Below are 23,842 nucleotides of genomic sequence, written 5' to 3'. Positions count from 1 at the left end.
CATCGTTACCATGTCGGCGGGTTGTCGGCGGGGTGTCGGCGGGTCGCACGACGAACGGGGCTTCAGGCGTGGCACAGGTGGCTCAGTGACACAGGTGACTCAGAGGGCGTCCAGCGCCCGTCCCGCGCTGCTCCTCCGCCGCCGGCTCGGCGCCCTCCTTGCGCTGCTGGTCGCCCTCGCGACGCTGACCGGCAGCCTGCTCCCCAGCCAGGCCCTCGCCCAGACCAACGTCCTCGCTCAGGCCGAGGCTCTCGCCCAGGCCGACGTTCTCGCGCAGCCCGCCCTCAGCCAGCCGGCCCTCAGCCAGCCCGGCGAGGCCTCCGCGCAGTCGACCGGCGAACCGCTCGGCACGGGGTCCCGGACCGCCACGGTGGCGATCACGGACATCGGCCCGGCGGTCCCCGAGGAGGGTGACGAGCTCACCATCCGCGGCACCCTCACCAACGAGGGCGACTCCCCGATCATCGGCAGCTGGGTCGCGGCGCGTCAGGGCATGCCCCTCACCAGTCGCGACGCCATCGACCAGGCCACCTCCCGCACGGGCTTCGACGTCGCGCTCGACGGCACGATCATCCGTGGCCACAGCCAGGACATCGACACGATCGCCCCCGGCATGTCCCGCACCTTCTCGCTCCGGGTGCCGCTGTCGGAGTTCGCCCTCGGCGACACCGGCGTCTACCAGATCGGGGTGATCCTCACCGGGCAGACCGAGGAAGCCCAGTGGGAACAGCCACTCGGCATCGGCCGCACGGTGCTGCCGTGGGTGCCCGAAGGCGGCCAGGAGCCGTCGACCACCGAGCTGACCGTCCTCTGGCCGCTGATCTCCACCACCCATCTCACGGCGCAGACCGACTCCACCGAGCAGCAGACGCCGGCCTTCCGTGACGAGTCGCTGCTGACCGAGATCTCCCCCGGCGGCCGCCTCCACCAGCTCGTCACCCTCGGCTCGCGTCTCCCCGTCACCTGGGTGATCGACCCGGACCTGCTCGCCTCGGTCGACGCCATGACCGAGGAGTACCAGGTCTTCACCGAGGACGGCAGCCTGGTCCCCGGGGACGGCCAGGCCCAGGCCAACGCCTGGCTGGGCATGCTGAAGGAGGTGGTCGCCGACAGCGAGGTCATCGCCCTGCCCTTCGGTGACCCCGACCTGGCCTCCCTCGCCCACCAGGGCGACGTGCCCGGCGCGCTGTGGCAGCTGAAGAAGGCCACCGAGACCGCCCACGTCACCCTCGACACCATCCTCGACGTGGAGCCCAGCACCGACTTCGCCTGGCCCGTCGAGGGCGCGATCGACCCGTCGATCGTCTCCGTCGCCACCTCCGCCGGCGCGAGCGCGGTCATCGCCCGCAGCGACAGCATGGGCCCCGGCGAGCTGGGGTACACGCCGTCCGCCGCCCGTCCCATCGGCGGCGGTACCACCGCGGTCGTCTCCGACGCCCGCCTGTCGACCCTGTTCGAGGGCGACATGACGCGTCAGTCCCGCTCCTCGCTGGCCCAGCAGCAGCTGTTCTCCCAGACCCTGGGCATCAGCCAGGAGGATCCCGGGTACACCCGCAGCGTGGTGCTCGCGCCCCAGCGCACCCTCTCCACCACGCAGGCCCAGGCCATGGCCAACGCACTCACCGCGATGGAGGAGGACGCCGGCTGGGTCTCGTTCGTCCCGCTCACCGAGGCAGCCCACGCCGAGCCCGATCCCGCGGCCAACCAGCGGGTGCCCGGCCCCGGCCAGTACCCCGACGCGCTGCGCTCCCAGGAGCTGCCGACCAGCGCCTTCCAGGCGATGCGGGAGACCCAGCGCACCCTCGACGACTTCGCCGTGATCCTCACCGAGCCCGACCGCGTCACCGTGCCCTACGGCAACGCGATCCGCCGCGAGATGTCCGTCTCCTGGCGTGGAAACGCCGTCGAGGCCGAGTCGTACCGCATCGACCTACAGAGCGACCTCGTCGGCCTCACCGGCCAGGTCCACCTCATCCAGAAGTCTCCCGTCACGCTCTCGGGCCGCAGCGCCACGATTCCCGTCACTGTCCAGAACAACCTGGTGCAGGACGTGACGGGCCTCACGCTGGAGCTGACCTCCAGCCGGGAGCTCGGCCTGGAGGTCAGCGAACGGCAGGAGATCACGATCAGCGGCGGCCAGAGCCAGTCGTTCAAGTTCTCCACCACCGCCAACGCCAACGGCGAGTCCCGCCTCACGGCCCAGCTCTACACCGAGGACGGCAAGCCCTACGGCGAGCCCATGACCTTCGGAGCGGACGTCACCTCCATCACCCCCGTGGTCATGATGGTGATCGCCCTGGGCCTGCTTCTCGTGGTGCTGGCGGGCATCCGCATGTACACCCAGCGCAAGCGCGCCGCCCGCCTCCAGGAGTCGACCGGGGCGTCTTCGGGGCAGGACGAGGATGCGCCCTCGTCCGACACCCGCGAGGACAGCACCAGCACCCTGCCCGAGGGTGAGAAGCTGGGGCGCAACGACTGAGCCGGTCTCCGGCCCGCGATCCAGAAGGTGGCCAGCGATGCAAGCGCCGTACGACCGTGACCACGGCCAGGCGTCGGGTGGCGGCGACACGCCCCCGGGCCCTGGCACGCCCGGCAGCCAGAACCCGCCAGGCCACGAGCCGGGCGCGCCCGGCTCTCCGTACGACGATCCGGCCCAGGGTGCGTGGCCGCACCAGCCGCACCAGCCGCAGCACCACCCGCACTACCAGCACCCGCACCAGTCGCAGCATCCCCAGCAGCCGCACCAGCCGCAGCAGGGCCTGGACGAGGCCTTCGCCCACCTCTTCCGCGACCAGCAGACGAGCCCTCGCGGTCCTCTGCCGCAGCAGCCTCCAGGGGCCTGGCAGCCGCCGCCGGCCGGCGACCAGCCCGGCCCCTACCCGGCCCAGGACGGCCCGGCGCACCCGGCACCCCACCACGCCCCGCAGCACCACGCCCCACCACCGTCACACCCACAGGCGCCGCACCAGCAGCCGCCACACCAGCAGCAGGGCTGGCAGGAGAGCTGGCAGCCACAGCGGCCTCCGGCGCCCCCCGTCCCACCGCCGCCACCAGCCGCCCGCCCGGCCCCACCACAGCGAAGCGCACCCCCGCAGCGATCCGCCCACCCACCGGTAGCGGGGGAGCAGCCGCCGACCTCCCGCCGCCGCCCCGGCCGCGCCGGCAGCCTGCTGAAGTCCAGCGCGATCATGGCCGCCGGCACCCTGGTCTCCCGGATCACCGGCTTCGTCCGCCAGCTGGTGCTCGTCGCCGCCCTCGGCGCTGCCCTCCTCGGCGACGCCTACACCGTGGCCTGGGCCCTGCCGAACATGATCTACATCCTCACCATCGGCGGCGGCCTGAACTCCGTCTTCGTTCCCCAGCTCGTGCGGGCCATGAAGAACGACGCCGACGGAGGCGAGGCGTACGCCAACCGGCTCCTGACCCTCGTGATGGTGACCCTCGGCGGCCTGACCGTCGCCGCCGTGCTCGCCGCCCCCCTGCTGGTGGGCCTGATGTCGGCCACCATCGCGGACAACCCGGCCGCCAACGAGGTCGCCGTCACCTTCGCCCGGTACTGCCTGCCCACGATCTTCTTCATGGGCGTGCACGTCGTCCTCGGCCAGATCCTCAACGCGCGCGAACACTTCGGCCCGATGATGTGGACCCCGGTCCTCAACAACGTCGTGGTCATCTTCACCTTCGGCATGTTCCTGTGGGTGTACGGCACCCAGAGCAACTCCCAGCTCGGCGTCGCCACCATCACCCCCGAAGGCGTCCGGCTCCTGGGCATCGGCACCCTCCTGGGCCTCGCCGTCCAGGCCCTGGCGATGATCCCCTACCTGCGCGCCGCCGGTTTCCGCATGCGGCTCCGCTTCGACTGGCGGGGTCACGGCATGGGGAAGGCCGCCCGCCTGGCCAAGTGGACCGTGCTGTTCGTCCTGGCCAACCAGGCCGGGCTCGTCGTCATCACGCAGCTCGCCACCGCCGCCGGCGAGGACGCCCAGCTGGCGGGCCACCCCGGCACCGGCTACATCGCCTACACCAGCGCTCTGCTCATCTGGCAGATGCCCCAGGCGATCATCACGGTCTCCGTGATGGCGGCCCTGCTGCCCCGTCTCTCCCGCTCCGCCGCCGACGGCGACACCGCGGCAGTCCGCGACGACCTCTCCCACGGCCTGCGGACCTCAGCCGTGGCCATCGTTCCCATCGCCTTCGCGTTCCTCGCCCTGGGCGTGCCGATCTGTACGCTCCTCTTCGGCGCCGCCGGCGAGTCCGGCGCCCGCTCCTTCGGCTACGTCCTCATGGCTTTCGGTCTGGGCCTGATCCCGTTCTCGGCCCAGTACGTCGTGCTGCGCGCCTTCTACGCCTACGAGGACACGCGCACCCCCTTCTACAACACGGTCGTCGTCTCGGCCGCCTGGATCGTGCTGAGTGGCCTCGCCTTCCTGGCCCTGCCCGACCGCTGGGTCGTCGCCGGGATCGCCTTCAGCTACGGCATCGCCTACACCCTCGGTGTGCACGTCGCCTGGCGCAGGCTGCGCCGCCGCATGCGTACCGACCTCGACGGCGCACGTGTCGCCCGCACATACATTCGTCTCGCCGGCGCCAGCCTCCCCGCGGCCCTGTTCGGCGGCGGCGTGGGCTTCGCGGTCCTGCAGGCGCTCGGGGAGGGCCTCATCGGCTCCCTGGCCGCCCTGGCACTCGGGGGACTCACCCTCCTGGTCGTGTTCTACCTCGCCGCACGCCGCATGCGGATCGAGGAGCTGACGACTCTGGTGGGCATGGTCCGCGCCCGTCTGGGACGCTGACCAGCAGTGTCGCCGGGACCCAGCCGTCCCTACCCACCGCCGGTCGGACGCGAACGTACGAACCCACACACGACGCCCACACCCGCCCGTACAACCTCTGGCGGCACCCACATGTCGTGCACTGTGACGGAGTACCGGCACAATGATTCTGGCAGCGAACCTGCCAAGCGACAGCCACGACCGGGGAGGCGGAAACAACGGTGGCGGAACGGAGCACGGCGACCAGCCCGCCGCAACGCTCGGCGAACGACAGCCACACCAACGCCCAGAGCCCATCCCCCACAGGCGACCCATCCGAGCTCCACAGCGGCCACAAACTCGCGGGGCGGTACCGCCTCGAGGAGTGCATCACCCGTCTGGACGGTTTCAGCAGTTGGCGTGCCGTCGACGAGAAGCTGCGCCGCGCCGTCGGTGTCCACATCCTGCCCGCCGACCACGAACGGGCCCACGCGGTCGCCGCCGCCGCCCGCTCGGCGTCCCTCCTCGGCGACCCCCGCTTCGTTCAGGTCCTCGACGCCGTCGAGGGTGACACCCGGGTCCACGTGGTCCACGAGTGGCTGCCCGACGCCGTGTCCCTCGCCACGCTGCTGAACTCCGGGCCCCTCGACGCCCACGAGGCCCACGCACTGGCCACCCAGGTCTCCCAGGCCATGGCCGCCGCCCATCGCGACGGTCTGGCGCACCTGCGCCTCACCCCGGCGACCGTGCTCCGCGCCGGCCCCAGCCAGTACCGCATCCGCGGCCTGGCCGTCGACGCCGCCTTGCGCGGCATTGAGGCCTCCGATCCGGAGCGCACCGACACGGAAGCCATCGGCGCCCTGCTCTACGCCGCCCTCACGCAACGCTGGCCCTACCCCGAGGGCGCCTACGGCCTGGACGGCGTCATCCACGCCAAGGGCCACCCCGCGGCTCCCGAACAGGTCCGGGCGGGCGTCCACCGTGGACTGTCCGGCCTCGCCATGCGTGCGCTTGTCAACGACGGCGCGACGGCAGCGACCGCCCTGCCGCCGTGCACCACCCCCGAGGATCTCGCGCAGGAACTGGCGGCCCTGCCCCGCATCCCGCCGCCCGATCCCACGCCGAGCCAGCTGCCGAGCTTCGCACGCCCGGGATTCCAGCAGGGCACCCCGGGCCGCACGCCGCCGCTCCCGCACCCCGCCACGGCCACACAGCCGGTGACGCTCCCCGGCCGCACCGGAGCCGCCCTCAAGTGGGGAGTCTCCGCCCTGCTTATCGCCGCGCTCGGCCTGGGCAGCTGGCAGCTGGCCGACGCCCTCATGACGGGCGACTCCTCGCCTGACCCTGCCCCGCCGACCGCCCCGCCCGTCGAACCGACGGAACCCGCCGGCTCCGAGCCTCTCGCCGTCGAGCAGGTCATCGACTTCGATCCCTATGACGAAGCCGGAGAAGAGAACGCCGAAGAGGTCTCCGGGATCATCGACGACGACCCCTCCACCTCCTGGCACACCAGCAACTACTTCGGGCCGGGTTTCGGCAATCTGAAGCCCGGTGTCGGCCTCGTGCTCGACCTCGGCACCTCTCAGCGGATCCGTTCCCTCTCCGTCGACGCCGTCGGCTCGACCAGCGTCGAGTTCCGTGTCGCCAGCCCCGACGCCACCACCATGCCCAGCAGTGAGGAGGACTTCACGCTCCTCGCCCAGGGCACGGGAGAGTCCCTCACCCTCCGCGCCGACGAGGCGGTCGAGACGCGGTTCGTCCTCGTCTGGCTGACCGAGCTCCCCATGGGGAACGACGGCAACTATCGTGGCCGGATCACCGGCGTCTCCGTGTCGAGCTGAGCCGGTGAGCCGAGCAGAGAGCAAGGGGAGAGGGGAGGCTCCGCAGGTGGGCAGCCACACCGCGGACGAATCCAGCTCCATCAGCGACAGCGACCTCCTGGCGCAGCACGTCGACGGCGACCCTGACGCCTTCGCCGAGATCGTCCGCCGCCATCGGGACCGTCTCTGGGCCGTCGCCCTGAGGACCCTCGGCGATCGGGAGGAAGCCGCCGACGCGCTCCAGGACGCCTTCGTCTCCGCCTATCGCTCGGCCCACACCTTCCGGGGGCAGGCCGCCGTCACGACCTGGCTCCACCGCATCACGGTCAACGCCTGTCTGGACCGCGCCCGCAAGGCGAAGAGCCGCCGCGCCAGCCCCATACCGGAGCCCGATCGGCTGGAGCTCCTTCTGGAACCCCACGAGTCCGTCGCCGAGACCGCGGAGCGGCAGGACCTGCGGCACGAGCTCACCGACGCCCTCGCCACGCTTCCCCCCGAGCAGCGCGCCGCCCTCGTCCTGGTCGACGTCCAGGGCTATCCGGTGGCCGAGGCCGCAGGAATCCTCCAGATCCCCGTCGGCACCGTGAAGAGTCGCTGCGCACGAGGCCGCGCCCGGCTCCTCCCCCTGATTCGTCACCTCCACCCTCGCGCCACGCCCACCGAACCGCCCGACGGCGGGGTGGACGGAGCCGCCTCCGGTCGGCCAGGCACGCTGGAGGGGAACCAGATGCCCAGGGCATCCGTCCCACCACCGAGACAGGCCGGCCTCCGGCAGGAAACATCGCAGGGAGGAGGCGAGCAGGCACCATGACCCACCTACACCCGGAGCCCGCGGAGATCGCCGCCCTCGACGCGGAACTGCTGCCCGAGGAGGAAGCCGCTCCGCTCCGCGACCACCTTGCCCACTGCGCCACCTGCTCCCGTGTGCTGGACGACCTCGCCCTGGTGACACACGAGCTGGGTGCCCTTCCCGCGCCGTCGATGCCGTCAGACGTTGCCGCTCGTATCGACGCCGCCCTGATGGCGGAAGCGTCGAGCGTCACCGTTTCACGTGAAACGGTGAGGCCGCAGACGCGACGGTGGCGGTGGCCCCAGCTTGCGCTGGCCGCCGCGGCGGCCCTCGTGGCAGTCGGTCTGGCCGGCATTCTGCTCCGGTCGGTCGACATGACCGCCACTGACGCCGGTGGCGGTGGTGTCGCCGCCGACTCCGGCCAGGCCGAGAACGGCACGTCGTCTGACCCGCTGGAAGCCCCCGTGCGCGAGCTGCTGGCCGGCGAGCTCGACCTGACGCGGCTGGAGGGCGACGACGAGTCGTACTCTCCCAGCGACGCGAGCGGCGACGGGACAGAGGAAGAGCTCTCCGTTTCGGTTCCCGGCTGCGTGCGGGACGCGATCGACCGAAGTGGCAGGCCGCTCGCCGCCGCGCGAGAGAGGTTCGAGGGCCAGGACGCGTACCTGGTGGTCTTCAGTCACCCCACCAGGAGTGACCATGTGGACGCGTTCGCCGTCGCCGCAGCATGTGTCGACGCCTCGGACGAGAATCCGGGCGACCTGCTCGCTCAGGGTAGCTACCGCCTGAACGATCAGCAGTGACGCCGTCCCGGGCATCACGCGGCCCGGCCCGGCACGGCACGGGGTGACACACTCTGCTCGCCATCCCGTTCGCCCCGGGAATGTCTGGGACCCTAGGATCCGTTACCGCACTGGGACCCCGATGGGTACCCCGGGCGCGGTAATGGATGGCACCCGAACACGGCACCTATGACGGCACCCGAGACAAGGAAGAATCCGTGAGCGACGTCCGCAACGTGATCATCATCGGCTCCGGACCCGCCGGATACACCGCGGCGCTCTACACCGCGCGTGCGTCACTCCGCCCCCTCGTTTTCGAGGGAGCGGTCACCGCGGGCGGTGCGCTGATGAACACCACCGACGTGGAGAACTACCCCGGCTTCCGGGACGGGATCATGGGTCCCGACCTGATGGAGAACATGCGGGCTCAGGCCGAGCGGTTCGGTGCCGAGCTGATCCCGGACGACGTCGTCGCCGTGGACCTCAGCGGAGAGATCAAGACCGTCACGGACACCTCGGGCGTCGTGCACCGTGCCAAGGCGGTCATCGTGGCCACAGGATCCCAGCACCGCAAGCTCGGCCTGCCCCTGGAGGACAAGCTCTCCGGGCGTGGCGTCTCCTACTGCGCCACCTGCGACGGGTTCTTCTTCCGTGAGCAGGACATCGCCGTGGTTGGCGGCGGCGACACCGCGATGGAGGAGGCCACCTTCCTCTCGCGGTTCGCCCGCTCGGTCACCATCATCCACCGACGTGACAGCCTGCGTGCCTCCAAGGCCATGCAGGACCGTGCGTTCGCCGACCCCAAGATCTCGGTCCGGTGGGACAGCGTCGTGGACGAGATCCACGAGACCGACGGGAAGCTCTCGGGCCTGACGTTGCGCAGCACGGTGACGGGGGAGACGGCCGAGCTCCCGGCGACCGGGCTGTTCGTCGCCATCGGCCACGACCCCCGCGTGGAGCTGTTCACCGGACAGCTCGACCTGGACGAGGAGGGGTACCTCCGGGTGGATTCCCCGTCGACCCGGACGAAGATCCCCGGTGTCTTCGCCGCCGGTGACGTCGTCGACCACACCTACCGGCAGGCCATCACGGCTGCCGGCACCGGCTGCGCCGCCGCGCTCGACGCTGAACGGTACCTGGCCGCCCTGGCCGACTCAGGCAGCACGACCGAGGCCGACGCCGCCGTCGAAGCAGAGGTTCAGGTCTGACCCGGTCGCCCGACCTACGACCGACGCCCTCCCTCCATCACCACAAGCCGACAAGCACAGAATCCACAGTTAAGGAGAAGCACCATGGCCGGTGCCACCGTGACCGTCACCGACGCCGACTTCGAGGAGAAGGTCCTCAAGAGTGAGAAGCCGGTCCTGGTCGACTTCTGGGCCGAGTGGTGCGGTCCCTGCCGCCAGGTCGCCCCGGCCCTGGAGGCGATCGCCGAGGAGCACCGCGACAAGCTCGTCATCGCCAAGCTCAACACCGACGAGAACCCGCAGACGACCGCCAAGTACGGCGTCCTGTCCATCCCCACGATGAACGTCTACCAGGGCGGCGAGGTCGTCAAGACGATCGTCGGCGCCAAGCCGAAGGTCGCCATCGAGCGCGAGCTCGGCGACATCCTGAGCTGACCCCAACGCCAGCGGGCGGTGTGGTTTCACGTGAAACCACACCGCCCGCTGTCACGTTCGGTGCCACCGCAGTGGTGGACACGTCAGAGCGGATGGAGTGCCGTGATGGGCCGAGCCCCCCACAGGCGCCCAAGGGCCGAACCCACGTCCGTCCGCCACGACACCGCTGTCCGCAACTCCAGCCGCAGCCGGGGATACACCGGGTGGGGCCGGAGGACCTCGAAGCCCACCTTCAGTAGGTATCCCACCGGCAGAACGCATCGGTCGCTCGTTCGTCCACCCGGCCCGGCATGCCCGAACGCCTCGATCGCGCGAAAGCCCCGTGTCATGAGGTCCTTCGCCATGGCCTGGACGAGAGTCCTGCCCAACCCTTCCGACTGGTGCCCGGCCCCGACCCACATGGTCATCAGCAGTGCAGCGTCATCGGAGACGGGACTCGTGGGAAACGCCCCCGCGCGAGGAACGTACGCGGGCGGCGCGTAGAGCGCGAACCCCACGGGCTCACCGTCGACCAGCACCAGGCGACCGCAGCTGCCCCACTCGCGCAGCACGGCGGAGAGCCATGCCTCCTTCTCCCGTGAGGAAAGCCCACGCCCCAGGGCCGCCGCGCCGCGGACCGCATCAAGCTCCCAGAAGACGCAGGCGCGGCAACGAGACGGCAGACACGACAGGTGGTCCAGCGTGAGCGGCACAAGCTGACGCCCCATGGATCCATCGTATCCATGGGGCGTCGAAGCGGCCCGCACCCAGCGAGCTTCCCTCCCGCCGCTCTGTCCGGACCGGCGGCCTAGGCTCAGCCCTCCTCGTCCGGCGACTCCTCCGGCGCGGCGATCTGCTGTGCCAGCACCGGGCCCTCGCCCGGCGCGAGTTGATCGAGGATGCGCTCCAGGTCCTCCATCGAGGCGAACTCGACGACGATCTTGCCCTTCTTCTGACCCAGATCCACCTTCACCCGCGTCTCGAATCGGTCCGAGAGCCGATGCGCCAAGCCGTCGAGGGCGGGAGAGATCCTCTTGCCCGCCCGAGGCCCCCTCGGCCGCGCGGTCGTCTTCGTCCCCGCACCCCGCAGCGTGACGATCTCCTCGACCGCTCGCACCGACAGCCCTTCGGCCACGATCCGGCGCGCCAGCAGATCCTGCTCCTCGGAATCGGACACGGACAGAAGGGCCCGAGCGTGCCCCGCCGACAGCACCCCGGCGGCGACCCGCCGCTGCACCTCGGGGGAGAGCCGCAGCAGCCGCAGCGTGTTCGACACCTGGGGACGCGACCGGCCGATCCGATCGGCCAGCTCGTCGTGGGTGCAGTTGAAGTCCTTCAGCAGCTGGTCGTAGGCGGCCGCCTCCTCCAGCGGATTCAGCTGCGCGCGGTGCAGGTTCTCCAGCAGCGCGTCGAGCAGCAGCCGGTCGTCCTCGGTGGCCCGGACGATCGCGGGGATCGCCTCCAGACCCGCTTCGCGACAGGCCCGCCAGCGGCGCTCGCCCATGATCAGCTCGTACCGCTCCGGCGCCACCTGCCGCACGACGACCGGCTGGAGGAGACCGACCTCCTTGATCGAGGTGACGAGCTCCGCCAGGGCGTCCTCGTCGAACACCTCTCGCGGCTGCCGTGGGTTGGGCATCACCGCGTCCAGCGGCAGCTCCGCGAAATGGGCCCCCGCCACCGGCTGAGGCTCGAACCCGGCGCCCTGGCCCCGCGACGCTGCCGGTGGCGAGCCCTGAGCCGGCTCCGTCCCCGGCGCCACGTCGTCGGGGAACTGGCCGGCGGCCGGCTCGGGGATCCCCGTCGTGCCCCGGCGGCCCGCCGTCAGCACCGGCATCGCGGCCGGCACCCCGTCCACATCGTCGGCGTTCTTCGGCGCGGCGGGGATCAGCGCGCCGAGCCCACGGCCCAGCCCTCTCCGTCGTTCACTCACTGTCGCCCCTCCACCGGGCTCTGCGCTTCCTGCCGCGGGATGGGCCCCCGCAGCGCGATCTCCCGAGCCGCCTCCAGATACGAGAGCGATCCGCTGGAGCCCGGGTCGTACGTCAGGACGGTCTGCCCGTAGCTCGGAGCTTCGGAGATCCGTACCGAGCGAGGAATGTTCGTGCGCAGCACCTCGGCGCCGAAGTGTCCACGCACTTCCTCCGCCACCTGGGAGGCGAGCCGCGTCCGTCCGTCGTACATCGTCAGCAGGATCGTCGAGACGTGCAGCTCGGGATTCAGATGCCCCCGCACCAGCTCGACGTTCCTGAGCAGCTGTCCGAGCCCCTCCAGCGCGTAGTACTCGCACTGGATCGGGATGACCACCTCGGCGCCCGCGACCAGGGCGTTGACCGTGAGCAGCCCCAACGAGGGCGGGCAGTCGATGAGGACGTAGTCCAGCGGCTGCTCGTAGGCGGAGATCGCCCGCTGAAGGCGGCTTTCCCTCGCGACGACCGACACGAGCTCGATCTCGGCACCGGCCAGGTCGATCGTCGCCGGGGCGCAGAACAGACCCTCGATGTCCCGCACCGGCTGGACGACCTCTGACAGCGGCTTGCTCTCCACCAGAACGTCGTAGATCGAGGGCACGTCGGCGTGGTGGTCGATCCCCAACGCCGTCGACGCGTTGCCCTGCGGGTCGAGGTCGATCACCAGGACACGGGCACCGTGCAGCGCCAGCGAGGCCGCCAGGTTCACCGTGGTGGTGGTCTTCCCCACGCCACCCTTCTGATTGGCAACGACCATGATCCGGGTTTCCTCGGGCCTGGGCAGGCTACCCCCGGCACGGTGCATCGCCTCGACCGCCCGCTGAGCCGCTCGACCCGGCACGTCTCCTGAGGGAGTGGGCGCCACCGGCGCGATGTCGACCGCGCCCCCTGGCGCGTCCGTCCCCTCACCCGGCGACATCCCCTCGTCGACCGGCGGGGGACCAGACCGAGGGCCGGGGACCGGATCAGCCGTCGGCCCAGCGATGTTGGCGTCGGACCGCAATGGTTCACTCTCCTCGACACGCGCAGCCTTCGTGGACTCAAAGCCTGCCATGTCCTGGGGGTTGCGAACCAGCGAGGTCGACCTACTTGTGGACAACGAACCGCCTGTGGATACGGCGGCCCCCCGATCGGGTGCCTCCCGAAGCCTCTCACTCCGAGAACGCCGCCCCCGCGGCTCCGCCGCAAGTCGACCCCGGCTGATGATTCCCTGCAACAACGATCGGCGTTTCACGTGAAACACGATGCCCACGCACGGCAACGCCGAGCGGGCCGACACTCCCTAGCGCCCTAGCGCCACCGCATCGGACGCATACGCGCCGCCCGCGCCCGCTTGGCCGCGAAGCGAACGCCCCCGGGAGACTCTCCGGCCTCCACGCGCACCACGGTCGCCGGGGGATCCACCACGCCGACCCCCGCGCGAACGACAGAGGAGCGCACCACACCGAGCTTGGCCAGCGCGGCCCGCGCCCGCTTCAGCTCCTCCTCCGCCGTCTCCCCCTTTATCGCCAGCATCTGGCCGTAGGGCCGCAGCAGGGGTACGCCCCAGCCCGCCAGCCGATCGAGTGGCGCCACCGCCCGCGCCGTCACCACATGCACCGGCTCGAAGCTGCCGAGCACCTCCTCGGCCCGCCCTCGCACGACGGTGACGCGCTCCAGCCCGATCAGCTCCACCACCTCCCGCAGGAAGTTCGTCCGCCGCAGCAACGGCTCCAGGAGAGTGATCCGGAGATCCGGGCGCACCAAGGCCAGTGGGATCCCCGGCAGCCCTGCCCCCGACCCGACGTCGCAGACGGTCACGCCCTCGGGAACGACCTCCGACAGCACCGCGCAGTTCAGCATGTGCCGCTCCCACAGTCGCGGCACCTCGCGCGGGCCGATCAGCCCCCGCTCCGCCGCCGCCTGGGCCAGCAGCTCCGCATACCGCACGGCGTCAGGCAGCCGATCGCCGAAGATCGTCACCGCCGCCGCCGGCGGCTCCGGCGGGGCACCACCCGGCGCCCCGCCCCCGGAGCCCTCAGGCTTCCCAGCCTTCCGGGGCTCCTCACCCGTGGCAGGACTCATGGCAGGACAACCACGCGCCGCCGCGGCTCCTCGCCCTCAGACTCACTGCGCAGCCCGGCCGCGGCAACGGCGTCGTGCACGACCTTGCGCTCGAACGGGGTCATCGGCTGGAGCTTCACCGGCTCGCCGGCCTCCCTGGCCTCCTCCACCGCCTTCTGCGCCAGCGCCGTGAGCTTCTCTCGCTTCCGCGCGCGGTGCCCGGCGATGTCCAGCATCAGCCGGCTCCGCTCCCCGGTCTCGCGGTGCACCGCGAGCCGGGTCAGCTCCTGCAGCGCCTCCAGCACCTCGCCGTCCCGGCCGACGAGCTTCTGCAGATCGCGGCCTCCGCCCTCAGTGACGATCGACACCGCCGCACGATCACCCTCGACATCCATGTCGATGTCGCCGTCCAGATCGGCGATGTCCAGCAGTCCTTCCAGATAGTCGGCCGCGATCTCGCCCTCCTGTTCAAGGCGAGTCAGGACATCCGTGCCCTGGCCAGCGGTCGAGGTGGTGTCCGTGTCCGTCACGGGGGGACTCCTTCGAGTGCTTACTTCTTGCTCTTCGCGGACGGCTTCGGCTTCCCGCTCTGGGACTTCTTCGCCTGCTGCTTACGGGCCTGCTGGTTCCTGGCCGGCTGGCCACTCGCCTGCCGGTTGCGCGGCTGCTCGTTCTGGGACTGCTGCTTGCCGTTCTGGGACTGCTTCTCGTCGTCCGAGGAGTGCGGCTTGCCACTGCTCTGCTGCTTGGGCTGCTGCCTGGTCTGCTGCGGCTGACGCCCGCCGGTCTGCCGCTGCGCCTTCGTCTGCCGCTTCGGCTGGCTCCTGGCGGCCCGCGCCGACTCGACCGACCGCTTCGTCTCCTCCTGAACGGGCTCCTCCGCCAGCTTCCCCTTGCGGCGCAGCCGCTCCTCGCGCTGCTTGTAGGCGATGCTGCCGGGGGTGGGGTTCCGCTTGATCACGTACATCTGCTGGCCCAGCGTCCACACGTTGGTCGTCAGCCAGTAGATCAAGACGCCCACGGGGAAGTTGATACCGAAGACGGCGAACATGATCGGGAAGATGTACATCAGCATCTTCTGCTGACTCATGAACGGCGTCTTGACGTCGAGGTTCACGTTCTTCGTCATCAGCTGCCGCTGGGTGAAGAACTGCGAGGCCGACATCAGGAGGATCATCACGACGGTGACGACGCGAACGGTGCCCTGCGAGGCGCTGAGGTCAGCGATCTCACTGGCGCTGTCCATGAAGCGAGCCGCGATCGGCGCTCCCAGCACCGTGGCCTCGCGCGCGCTGTCCACCTGGTCCTGGTTGAGGACGCCCACCGTGTCGCGGTTGGCCACGTGGTTCAGCACCTGGAAGAGCGCCAGGAAGAACGGTGACTGCGCCAGGATCGGCAGACAGCTCGCGAACGGGTTGGTCCCCGTCTCCCGGTACAGCTTCATCATCTCTTCGGACTGACGCTGCCGGTCGTTCTTGTACCGCTCCTGGATCTTCTTCAGCTGCGGCTGCAACGCCTGCATGTTCCGCGTCGCCTTGATCTGCCGGAAGAAGAGCGGGATCAGCGCGATCCGGACGACGACCACCAGGGAGACGATCGACAGGCCCCATGCCCAGCCGCTGTCCTCGTGGAGGAAGAGGCTGTACAGACTGTGGAACTGGATCAGGATCCAGGAAACGGCGATATAGAGGGGACTGAGGATCGAATTGATCGTGTCCACGGGTCAGGCTCCTTGGGCAGGGTTGACAGAGCGGTCACGCGCGGCACCACGCAGCCGCTGATGCCAGACGGGGCGCTTCCGGGGAGGGACATGGTCCACGCCGCCACGCGACCACGGGTTGCAGCGCAGGATGCGCCACGCGGTCAGCAGCGATCCCTTGACGGCGCCATGCACCTCGATGGCCCGGTACCCGTAGTGAGAGCACGACGGATAGTAGCGACAGACGGGGCCCAACAGACGGCTGATCGTCTGCTGATACAGCTTGATCAACAGCAGCAGCGGGTACTTCACGACCGCAGCCCTCCCACCAGCCGCTCCAGCGCGGCATCGAGCTCCCGGGCCAGCTGACCGAAAGCGGTGTCACCCGCACCCGGCAGCGCCCGTACGACAACCAGGCTACCGGCGGGCAACACCCTCAGTCGGTCACGTACGAGGTGACGCAACCGACGCTGCACACGATGACGTACCACGGCGTTGCCCACGGCCTTGCTGACGACGAAACCCGCACGCGCCGGGGGCTGCCCGGTCCCGTGCGGGTCCGTGTCGCTCGCGTGGTCCGCGGCGCGGCTCAGATGAACGACCAGGTGCGGACGTCCGGCCCTGCGTCCCTGCCGGATCGCGGTCGCGAAGTCCTCCCGCCGCCGCAGCCGATTCTCGGAGGGCAGCACCGCATGGACCTGTGGCCGAAGCGGCTCAGGCCGACAGGCGGACGCGGCCCTTGGACCGACGGTTGGCGATGACGGCACGGCCAGCCCGCGTCCGCATCCGCAGCCGGAAGCCGTGGGTCTTGGACCGGCGCCGGTTGTTCGGCTGGTAGGTGCGCTTGCTCACTTCAGGGGCTCCCGACTCGTCTTCCGTGTCCGGCTCAGGGCCGCCGACACGGGCTCAACACTGGACCAAGGATGTGTCGACCGATACGTCGACTGGCTGTAACCGTCAGCCCACAAGAAGTGCCGGAGCGGTTCAGCGGATTGCAGGCAGGCGGCAGCAGCCATCGACATCTCGACCTGGAAAAGGTACGCGCGAGACATCCCCCCGGTCAAACTCCGCCCATACCCACCCCTGCGTGAGCCCCACCCCACGGTGTACACAGCCTGTGGACAACGACTTGCTGCGCGACCACCGCGCTGACTACCGTGGCTGAACTCGGCATCCTTCCCGGCTGCCCCCGGCGCCACACCGACGGTGCCGCACCGGTCCAGCACCACCCCAGCGAGTGAGAGAGCGTGCCTCGTGGCTGACCTACCCGTAGATCTCTCCGCGGTGTGGCCACGCGCACTGACGTCCATGCTCTCCGAGAGCCAGCGGCTGGAGCCGAAGGACCACCGGTGGCTCCAGGACTGCCAGCCCCTCGCCCTGGTCTCCGGCACCGCTCTTCTCGGCGTTCCCAACGAGTACGCGAAGAGTGTGCTCGAAGGCCGCCTGGCCCCTCTCATCAGTGACACGCTCAGCCGCGAGTGCGGCCAGCCCGTCCGGCTCGCCATCACCGTCACCGCGCCGCCACCCGAGGCACCCGGACAGGCCGCCGGCCCCGTGCCCTCGCCGTCCTCGCCGATCTCCGCCAGCGCGGGCGCGCCGCCGGAGCCACTCGCCGAGCGACCCGCCGCGATCGAGCCCGCCACGCACCGCGAACCTCATCGCGAACCTCATCGCGAACCACACCGCGAGCCTCACCGCGAACCCCTTCGTGAACCTCATCGCGAGCAGCACCGGGAGCCACACCGCGAACCACACGACCGTTCGCATGAGCTGCCGCGCGATCGCTACGAGAACTACGACGGCTACCAGGGATACGACGGCTACGACCGCGAGACGTACGACCGCGACCGCTATGAGCGTGACGGTCAGGAGCCGAACGGGTACGAGCGGGACGGATACGACCGCGACGGGTACGAGCGGGACGCGTACGACGGCCGCGAGCTGCCCACCGCCCGCCCCGCCTACCCGGACCACCCTCACGCGCCTCCCACCGTGCCACCGGCACGCTGGCAGCCGGCGCCGCGGCACGAGCCGCCGTACGAGGAGCGGCACCAGCCGCACTACCCGCAGCCTCCCTACCGGCAGCACGCCCCCTACGGCCGTCCCGCCGCCCAGGCCCCGGTCCCCACCGGCGCGCCCGGACCGCTCGCCGCCCAGCCCGCCCCCGCGACGGGCCCCGGCGAGCCCACGGCGCGCCTCAACCCCAAGTACCTCTTCGACACGTTCGTGATCGGCGCGTCGAATCGCTTCGCCCACGCCGCCGCCGTGGCCGTCGCCGAGGCACCGGCGAAGGCGTACAACCCGCTGTTCATCTACGGCGAGTCCGGCCTGGGCAAGACCCACCTGCTGCACGCCATCGGGCACTACGCCCGCAGCCTCTACCCGGGCACCCGCGTGCGCTACGTGAGCTCGGAGGAGTTCACCAACGAGTTCATCAACTCCATCCGCGACGGCAAGGCGGACGCCTTCCGCAAGCGCTACCGCGACATGGACATCCTCCTGGTCGACGACGTCCAGTTCCTGGCCAGCAAGGAGTCGACGCAGGAGGAGTTCTTCCACACCTTCAACACGCTGCACAACGCCAACAAGCAGATCGTGCTCTCCTCCGACCGGCCACCCAAGCAGCTGATCACGCTCGAGGACCGGCTGCGCAACCGGTTCGAGTGGGGCCTGATCACCGACGTGCAGCCGCCCGAGCTGGAGACCCGCATCGCGATCCTGCGCAAGAAGGCCGTGCAGGAGCAGCTCAACGCGCCGCCCGAGGTGCTGGAGTTCATCGCCTCCCGCATCTCCCGCAACATCCGGGAGCTGGAGGGCGCCCTCATCCGCGTCACGGCCTTCGCCAGCCTCAACCGCCAGCCGGTCGACCTCGGGCTCACCGAGATCGTCCTGAAGGACCTCATCCCCGGCGGGCAGGAGACGGCTCCGGAGATCACCGCGGACGCGATCAGCGCCGCGGTGGCGGACTACTTCGGACTGACCGTCGAGGACCTGGCGGGTGCCTCGCGCAGCCGGATCCTCGTGACGGCCCGGCAGATCGCCATGTATCTGTGTCGGGAGCTCACCGACCTGTCGCTGCCGAAGATCGGTCAGCACTTCGGCGGGCGGGACCACACCACCGTCATGCACGCCGACCGCAAGGTGCGGGCGATGATGGCCGAGCGCCGCTCGATCTACAACCAGGTCACCGAGCTCACCAACCGCATCAAGAACGGCTGACCCGAGCTTCCACGGCGGCCCATGGCGGCGGCGGTCCCACGGCGCGGCCCCAGCGTGTGCAGCCGCCCAAGGCCCCCAGAGCCACCCACGCCTCCGACGCTGTCGGGCGCCCCTTCCGCGCCAGCGCCCGCGCCGAACCAGCCATGTGGCGTCCGGCTCCGCCCTTCCGCCGCCTCTCCGCCCGCCGCCGCCTCCACGGCTTCCCCGTGTGCCCTCCCGTGGCGTCTCCTCGCGCGGCGGCTCGCGGTGCCTTCGTGCCCCTTCCCGTCGCCTCCCCGCGCCGTCGTTCTCGTTCCGAGGCCACCCCGCCGCGCCCGTGCGGCGCCCGGTGCTGTTCGATTACCGGCCGGGAGGTCGACGTCATCCACAGCTCAGGCGCCTTCGGCTCGTCCACACCCTGTGGGCGTCGTCAGCCATGCACACCCCCGTCCACACCCGCGACCCACTGACGACGAACGCCCAGCTCAGCGGGCTGTGGATTTGGGGACAGAGATCATCCACAGCCTGTGGACACACCACCGGGCCCGAGAGGCGCGCGCAGCGTCATCCACCGGGTACCTGCTGGTACCCACAGGGAAGGGCCAGTTGTGCACACTCAATCCACAGAGTTGTCCACTGTTCGGCAACGCAACGCGGCGCCTCACCGCTACGAGTGAAACAGCTCACACGGGCGCCCACCGAACCCTGTTGAAAGCGCGGCCGTTTCTGGGGACGAGGCTGTTGAGAAGTGGCCGCTGCCTGGGGATGGCCTGTGCACAACGAGGCGGCGTCCACAGGGACCCCTGCTTCATCCACCGCTCCGCCCACAGGCCCGGTGGATAAAAAACGGCGAGTGAGCTGGGGGAACGAGGTTTTCCACCGTTTCCACAGCCCCTACTACTACGACTACAGAGATAAGCCGGCGAACTCGGTTGGAAGTGGGGGCTGTGCACAACTCGGCCCGGCGTCGGTCTACCCCGCCCCGGTCGATTTGACTCATGAGAGCGCCTAGTGTCAGTGCCGTGCGCCAGACTGGAGCCCCTCAGGACCCCGTACGACCCGCTGGGCCCAGGGCCCGTGGGACCGTAGAGGCGACGCAGCGAGCAGGAGACGCAGGAGGCGGCTGAAGTGAAGATCCGGGTGGAACGCGATGTGCTCGCGGAGGCGGTGGCGTGGGCCGCCCGTAGCCTGCCGGCCCGTCCGTCGGTGCCGGTTCTCGCGGGCCTGCTGCTCACGGCGGAGCAGGGCGACGAGGGGAGGCTGAGCCTCTCCGGCTTCGACTACGAGGTCTCGGCGCGCGTCGCGGTCGACGTGGACGTCGAGGAGGAGGGCACGGTCCTCGTCTCCGGTCGCCTCCTGGCCGACATCTGCCGTTCCCTGCCGAACCGCCCGGTGGAGGTCTCCTCCGACGGCGTGCGCGTGACCGTGGTCTGCGGCTCCTCGCGGTTCACACTCCACACACTGCCTGTGGAGGAGTACCCGGCGCTCCCCGAGATGCCGACCGCCACCGGCACCGTCTCGGCCGAGGTCTTCGCCGCGGCCGTCTCCCAGGTCGCGATCGCCGCCGGCCGGGACGACACCCTGCCGGTGCTGACCGGTGTCCGGGTCGAGATCGAGGGCGACGTCGTCACGCTCGCCTCCACCGACCGGTACCGCTTCGCGGTCCGAGAGTTCCTGTGGAAGCCCGAGGCGGCGGACACCAAGGCCGTCGCCCTGGTGCCGGCGAAGACGCTCCTGGACACGGCGAAGTCGCTCAGCGGCGGGGAGACGGTGGCGCTGGCGCTGTCGGGCTCCGGCGCGGGCGAGGGCCTGATCGGCTTCGAGGGCGCGGGCCGCCGCACGACGACGCGGCTGCTGGAGGGCGACCTGCCGAAGTACCGCACGCTCTTCCCCACGGAGTTCAACTCGGTGGCCGTGATCGAGACGGCGCCGTTCGTCGAGGCGGTCAAGCGCGTCTCGCTGGTCGCCGAGCGGAACACCCCGGTGCGCCTCAGCTTCGAGGAGGGCGTGCTGACCCTGGAGGCCGGATCCAGCGACGACGCACAGGCTGTGGAGAGGGTCGACGCCCGGCTGGAGGGCGACGACATCTCGATCGCCTTCAACCCCAACTTCCTGTTGGAGGGCCTGAGCGCGATCGACGCCCCGGTGGCGCAGCTGTCGTTCACGACCTCGACGAAGCCCGCGCTGCTGACGGGCAGGCCCGCGGCGGACGCGGAGTCGGACGACGCGTACAAGTACCTGATCATGCCGGTCCGCCTGTCGGGCTGAACGATGGTGGCTGGTGGTAGCTGAGCGGAGGACGTGCTGATGGAGCTGGGTCTCGTTGGTCTGGGCAGGATGGGCGGGAACATGCGGGAGCGCCTGCGCCGCGCCGGTCACACGGTGGTGGGGTACGCGCACGACCGCGAGGTCTCCGACGTCGGCAGCCTGAAGGAGCTGGTGCAGACGCTGGCCGCGCCCCGGGTGGTGTGGCTGATGGTGCCGGCCGGCGAGGCCACGCAGTCGACGATCGACGAGCTGGCCGATCTGCTGTCGCCGGGCGACATCGTCGTGGACGGGGGGAACTCCCGCTGGACGGACGACGAGCGGCACGCCGCCGAGCTGGGCGCCCGCGGTGTCGGCTTCCTCGACTGCGGTGTGTCGGGCGGGGTGTGGGGCCTGGAGAGCGGCTACGCGCTGATGTACGGCGGCGACGCCGAGCTGGTCGAGCGGGTGCAGCCGATCTTCGACGCGTTGAAGCCGGAGGGGGAGTTCGGCGCGGTCCACGCGGGACGGGTCGGCGCGGGGCACTTCGCGAAGATGGTCCACAACGGCATCGAGTACGCGATGATGCAGGCCTTCGCGGAGGGCTGGGAGCTGCTGGAGAGCGTGGACGCGGTGACGGACGTGCGGGAGGTGTTCCGGTCCTGGCGCGAGGGTTCGGTGGTCCGCTCGTGGCTGCTGGACCTGGCGGTGAGGGCCCTGGACGACGACGAGCACCTGGAGCGGTTGCGGGGCGTCGCGGCGGACTCGGGCGAGGGGCGCTGGACGGTGGAGGCGGCCGTGGACCACGGGGTGCCGCTGCCGGCGATCACGGCGTCGCTGTTCGCCCGGTTCTCCTCGCGCCAGGAGGACTCGCCGCAGATGAAGATGGTCGCGGCGCTGCGGGGGCAGTTCGGGGGCCACGCGGTGGAGAGCAGGTAGCGGTGCGGGGGCGGTGCGGCCGGTGCACGTGACGCATCTGTCCCTGGCCGACTTCCGGTCCTACGCGAGTGTCGAGGTGGCGCTGGAGCCCGGGGTGTCGACGTTCGTGGGGGCGAACGGGCAGGGCAAGACGAACCTCGTGGAGGCGGTCGGGTATCTGGCGACCCTGGGCAGCCACCGGGTGTCGTCGGACGCCCCGCTCGTGCGGGCGGGGGCGGACCGGGCCGTGGTGCGGGCGGCGGTGACCGAGGGGGAACGCAGCCAGCTGGTCGAGATCGAGCTGAACCCGGGCCGCGCGAACCGCGCGCGGCTGAACCGTTCCGCACCGGTGCGGCCGCGGGACGTGCTCGGGGTGGTCCGCTCGGTGCTGTTCGCGCCGGAGGACCTCGACCTGGTGAAGGGGGACCCGGGGGAACGGCGGCGGTTCCTCGACGAGCTGTCGGTCGCGCGGATACCGCGCATGGCGGGGGTGCGGTCGGACTACGAGCGGGTGCTGCGGCAGCGGAACTCCCTGTTGCGGACGGCCGCGGTGGCACGGCGGCACGGCGGGCGGGGCGTGGACCTGTCGACGCTCGACGTGTGGGACCAGCACCTGGCGCGGGTGGCGGCGGAGGTGTTGGCTCAGCGTCTGGCGTTGGTGGCGGCGTTGGCGCCGCTGGTGGACGGGATGTACGAGCGGCTGGCGCCGGGGGGCGGCCCCGTGGGGCTTGAGTACCGGTGGTCGTTGGGGGAGGACGGGCCGGCGGCGGAGGTGTCGCGGGAGAAGCTGTACGAGGTGGTGCTGGGGGCGTTGGGGGAGGCGCGGGGCAGGGAGATCGAGCGGGGTGTGACGTTGGTGGGGCCGCACCGGGACGACGTGCTGGTGCGGTTGGGGGAGCTGCCCGCGCGGGGGTACGCGAGTCACGGCGAGTCCTGGTCGCTGGCGTTGGCGCTGCGGCTGGCGTCGTACGGGCTGTTGAGGGAGGAGGGGCCCGAGCCGGTGCTGGTGCTCGACGACGTGTTCGCGGAGTTGGACGCGCGGCGTCGGGTCCGCCTGGCGGAGCTGGTGGCGCCGGGTGAGCAGGTGTTGGTGACGGCGGCGGTGCCGGAGGACGTGCCGGGGGTCCTGGCGGGGGCTCGGTTCGCGGTGTCCGAGGGGAGGGTGGAGCGTGAGTGACGGCGAGGGGGCGGCCGACGCGCGCGCCGCCGGTCAGAGCGCCGCCGAGGGGAACGGCGTGGGCGGGAGCGCCGTCGGGGAGGGCGGCACGCCGGGGTTGGGCGGGGTGGACCTGGCGCGGGCGGCGCTGCGGGCCGCGCGGGAGCAGGCGTTGGCGCGGGGCGCGGACGCGCGTCAGCGCCGTCAGGTGCGGCGCGGTGGCAGCCTGCGGTCGGGGGCGCGTCCCGGAGGCCGGGACCCGGTGCCGTTGGGCGCGGCGGTGGCGCGGCTGTCGTCGGAGCGTGGCTGGGAGGCGCCGTTGGCGGTCGGGGGCGTCATCGGTCGGTGGCGCGAGGTCGTGGGGGTGGACCTGGCGCAGCACTGTGTGCCGTTGGGGTACGACGAGGCGGCGAAGGTGTTGACGGTGCGGTGTGACTCGACGGCGTGGGCCACGCAGGTGCGGCTGTTGCTGCCGCAGCTGCTGGGGCGGGTCAACGGGGTGGTGGGGGAGGGCTCGGTGCGGTCGATCAGGGTGCTCGGTCCCTCGGGCGGTGGCCCTGGCCAGGGGCGGGGTCGCGGCGGGGGTGGCTGGCGGGCGCCGGGCAGCCGGGGTCCCGGGGACACCTACGGCTGAGGCTGTCGGGCGGCGGGGGGCGAAAGTGACGTGGGTCACGTCGCGGAAGGTTGACGGCCGGAAGCGCTGAGCGGCGCTGTGAGGCCGTGCGGGGGCCGGTCCGCATATGGGGAGTCACTGGATGCGGGTTGAGGGCGGCATATGCGGCCTGGAAGCCCGGCAAACCCCCGTTACGGTTGCCGTTGCGGGTAGACTGGAGCCACCCGCCCCGTTGCGGGCCATGTCGAACGACGCAGCCG

At 71.0% G+C, this 23,842-nt stretch carries 21 protein-coding genes; 12 read left to right on the top strand and 9 right to left on the bottom strand.

Annotation, left to right across the window (positions count from 1 at the left end; genetic code table 11):
- Positions 1–94: 94 nt before the first annotated feature.
- The 7 genes from ACTWP5_RS02015 to trxA all read left to right on the top strand — a co-directional run bounded on the left by ACTWP5_RS02015 (position 95) and on the right by trxA (position 9,762).
- Positions 95–2,479 carry a DUF6049 family protein gene (locus tag ACTWP5_RS02015; RefSeq protein ID WP_443218883.1) on the top strand — a complete coding sequence of 795 codons (2,385 nt, stop codon included), beginning with the start codon at positions 95–97 and terminating at the stop codon, positions 2,477–2,479.
- Positions 2,480–2,516: 37 nt separating this feature from the next.
- Positions 2,517–4,790 carry a murein biosynthesis integral membrane protein MurJ gene (gene murJ / locus ACTWP5_RS02010; protein ID WP_443218882.1) on the top strand — a complete coding sequence of 758 codons (2,274 nt, stop codon included), beginning with the start codon at positions 2,517–2,519 and terminating at the stop codon, positions 4,788–4,790.
- A gap of 200 nt (positions 4,791–4,990) precedes the next feature.
- Positions 4,991–6,589 carry a serine/threonine protein kinase gene (locus ACTWP5_RS02005; protein ID WP_443218881.1) on the top strand — a complete coding sequence of 533 codons (1,599 nt, stop codon included), beginning with the start codon at positions 4,991–4,993 and terminating at the stop codon, positions 6,587–6,589.
- A gap of 46 nt (positions 6,590–6,635) precedes the next feature.
- Positions 6,636–7,379: an RNA polymerase sigma factor SigM gene (sigM, locus tag ACTWP5_RS02000; RefSeq protein WP_443218880.1), complete on the top strand. Its 744-nt coding sequence runs from the start codon at positions 6,636–6,638 to the stop codon at positions 7,377–7,379.
- 113 nt (positions 7,380–7,492) lie between these two features.
- Positions 7,493–8,161: a hypothetical protein gene (locus ACTWP5_RS01995; protein ID WP_443218879.1), complete on the top strand. Its 669-nt coding sequence runs from the start codon at positions 7,493–7,495 to the stop codon at positions 8,159–8,161.
- A gap of 197 nt (positions 8,162–8,358) precedes the next feature.
- Positions 8,359–9,348: a thioredoxin-disulfide reductase gene (gene trxB / locus ACTWP5_RS01990; RefSeq protein ID WP_443218878.1), complete on the top strand. Its 990-nt coding sequence runs from the start codon at positions 8,359–8,361 to the stop codon at positions 9,346–9,348.
- A gap of 84 nt (positions 9,349–9,432) precedes the next feature.
- Positions 9,433–9,762 (top strand): thioredoxin, encoded by a 330-nt coding sequence (gene trxA, locus ACTWP5_RS01985; RefSeq protein ID WP_443218877.1) that lies wholly within the window; start codon positions 9,433–9,435, stop codon positions 9,760–9,762.
- A gap of 83 nt (positions 9,763–9,845) precedes the next feature.
- On the opposite strand, the gene ACTWP5_RS01980 is transcribed toward trxA, so the two are convergent.
- The 9 genes from ACTWP5_RS01980 to rpmH all read right to left on the bottom strand — a co-directional run bounded on the left by ACTWP5_RS01980 (position 9,846) and on the right by rpmH (position 16,305).
- On the bottom strand, positions 9,846–10,469 hold the full coding sequence (locus ACTWP5_RS01980) for a GNAT family N-acetyltransferase (protein ID WP_443218876.1): 624 nt from the start codon (positions 10,467–10,469) through the stop codon (positions 9,846–9,848).
- 86 nt (positions 10,470–10,555) lie between these two features.
- The gene (locus ACTWP5_RS01975; RefSeq protein WP_443218875.1) at positions 10,556–11,674 is read right to left on the bottom strand and encodes a ParB/RepB/Spo0J family partition protein; all 1,119 of its coding nucleotides are present in this window, start codon (positions 11,672–11,674) and stop codon (positions 10,556–10,558) included.
- A complete protein-coding gene (locus ACTWP5_RS01970) occupies positions 11,671–12,765 on the bottom strand; it encodes a ParA family protein (RefSeq protein ID WP_443218874.1) in 1,095 nt (364 codons plus the stop codon). The genes ACTWP5_RS01975 and ACTWP5_RS01970 overlap by 4 nt, the downstream gene beginning before the upstream one ends.
- A gap of 236 nt (positions 12,766–13,001) precedes the next feature.
- The gene (rsmG, locus tag ACTWP5_RS01965; protein ID WP_443218873.1) at positions 13,002–13,775 is read right to left on the bottom strand and encodes a 16S rRNA (guanine(527)-N(7))-methyltransferase RsmG; all 774 of its coding nucleotides are present in this window, start codon (positions 13,773–13,775) and stop codon (positions 13,002–13,004) included.
- A complete protein-coding gene (locus ACTWP5_RS01960) occupies positions 13,772–14,284 on the bottom strand; it encodes a Jag family protein (RefSeq protein ID WP_443218872.1) in 513 nt (170 codons plus the stop codon). Before ACTWP5_RS01960 ends, rsmG begins: the two co-directional genes overlap by 4 nt.
- A 20-nt stretch (positions 14,285–14,304) precedes the next feature.
- Positions 14,305–15,465 (bottom strand): membrane protein insertase YidC, encoded by a 1,161-nt coding sequence (gene yidC / locus ACTWP5_RS01955; protein ID WP_443218934.1) that lies wholly within the window; start codon positions 15,463–15,465, stop codon positions 14,305–14,307.
- A gap of 12 nt (positions 15,466–15,477) precedes the next feature.
- Positions 15,478–15,765: a membrane protein insertion efficiency factor YidD gene (yidD, locus tag ACTWP5_RS01950; RefSeq protein ID WP_443218871.1), complete on the bottom strand. Its 288-nt coding sequence runs from the start codon at positions 15,763–15,765 to the stop codon at positions 15,478–15,480.
- A complete protein-coding gene (rnpA, locus tag ACTWP5_RS01945; protein ID WP_443218870.1) occupies positions 15,762–16,142 on the bottom strand; it encodes a ribonuclease P protein component in 381 nt (126 codons plus the stop codon). The genes yidD and rnpA overlap by 4 nt, the downstream gene beginning before the upstream one ends.
- Positions 16,143–16,167: 25 nt before the next feature.
- A complete protein-coding gene (gene rpmH / locus ACTWP5_RS01940) occupies positions 16,168–16,305 on the bottom strand; it encodes a 50S ribosomal protein L34 (RefSeq protein ID WP_443218869.1) in 138 nt (45 codons plus the stop codon).
- A 402-nt stretch (positions 16,306–16,707) separates the two neighbouring features.
- Here rpmH and dnaA point away from each other — a divergent pair, with 402 nt between their 5' ends.
- From dnaA to ACTWP5_RS01915, 5 genes are all read left to right on the top strand, one after another.
- Positions 16,708–18,672 carry a chromosomal replication initiator protein DnaA gene (gene dnaA / locus ACTWP5_RS01935; RefSeq protein ID WP_443218868.1) on the top strand — a complete coding sequence of 655 codons (1,965 nt, stop codon included), beginning with the start codon at positions 16,708–16,710 and terminating at the stop codon, positions 18,670–18,672.
- A gap of 1,107 nt (positions 18,673–19,779) precedes the next feature.
- A complete protein-coding gene (gene dnaN / locus ACTWP5_RS01930; RefSeq protein ID WP_443218867.1) occupies positions 19,780–20,919 on the top strand; it encodes a DNA polymerase III subunit beta in 1,140 nt (379 codons plus the stop codon).
- Between the two features lie 39 nt (positions 20,920–20,958).
- Positions 20,959–21,834 (top strand): phosphogluconate dehydrogenase (NAD(+)-dependent, decarboxylating), encoded by an 876-nt coding sequence (gnd, locus tag ACTWP5_RS01925; RefSeq protein WP_443218866.1) that lies wholly within the window; start codon positions 20,959–20,961, stop codon positions 21,832–21,834.
- Between the two features lie 22 nt (positions 21,835–21,856).
- The gene (recF, locus tag ACTWP5_RS01920; protein WP_443218865.1) at positions 21,857–22,990 is read left to right on the top strand and encodes a DNA replication/repair protein RecF; all 1,134 of its coding nucleotides are present in this window, start codon (positions 21,857–21,859) and stop codon (positions 22,988–22,990) included.
- Positions 22,983–23,603, top strand: coding sequence for a DUF721 domain-containing protein (locus ACTWP5_RS01915; protein WP_443218864.1), 621 nt, complete (start codon positions 22,983–22,985; stop codon positions 23,601–23,603). The genes recF and ACTWP5_RS01915 overlap by 8 nt, the downstream gene beginning before the upstream one ends.
- Positions 23,604–23,842 lie beyond the last annotated feature (239 nt).

It is taken from the genome of Streptomyces sp. 4N509B (assembly GCF_052245655.1).
Lineage (GTDB): Bacteria > Actinomycetota > Actinomycetes > Streptomycetales > Streptomycetaceae > Streptomyces.
The sequence above is the reverse complement of the archived record's forward strand: the minus strand, read 5'-3'. Positions and strand labels throughout refer to the sequence as shown.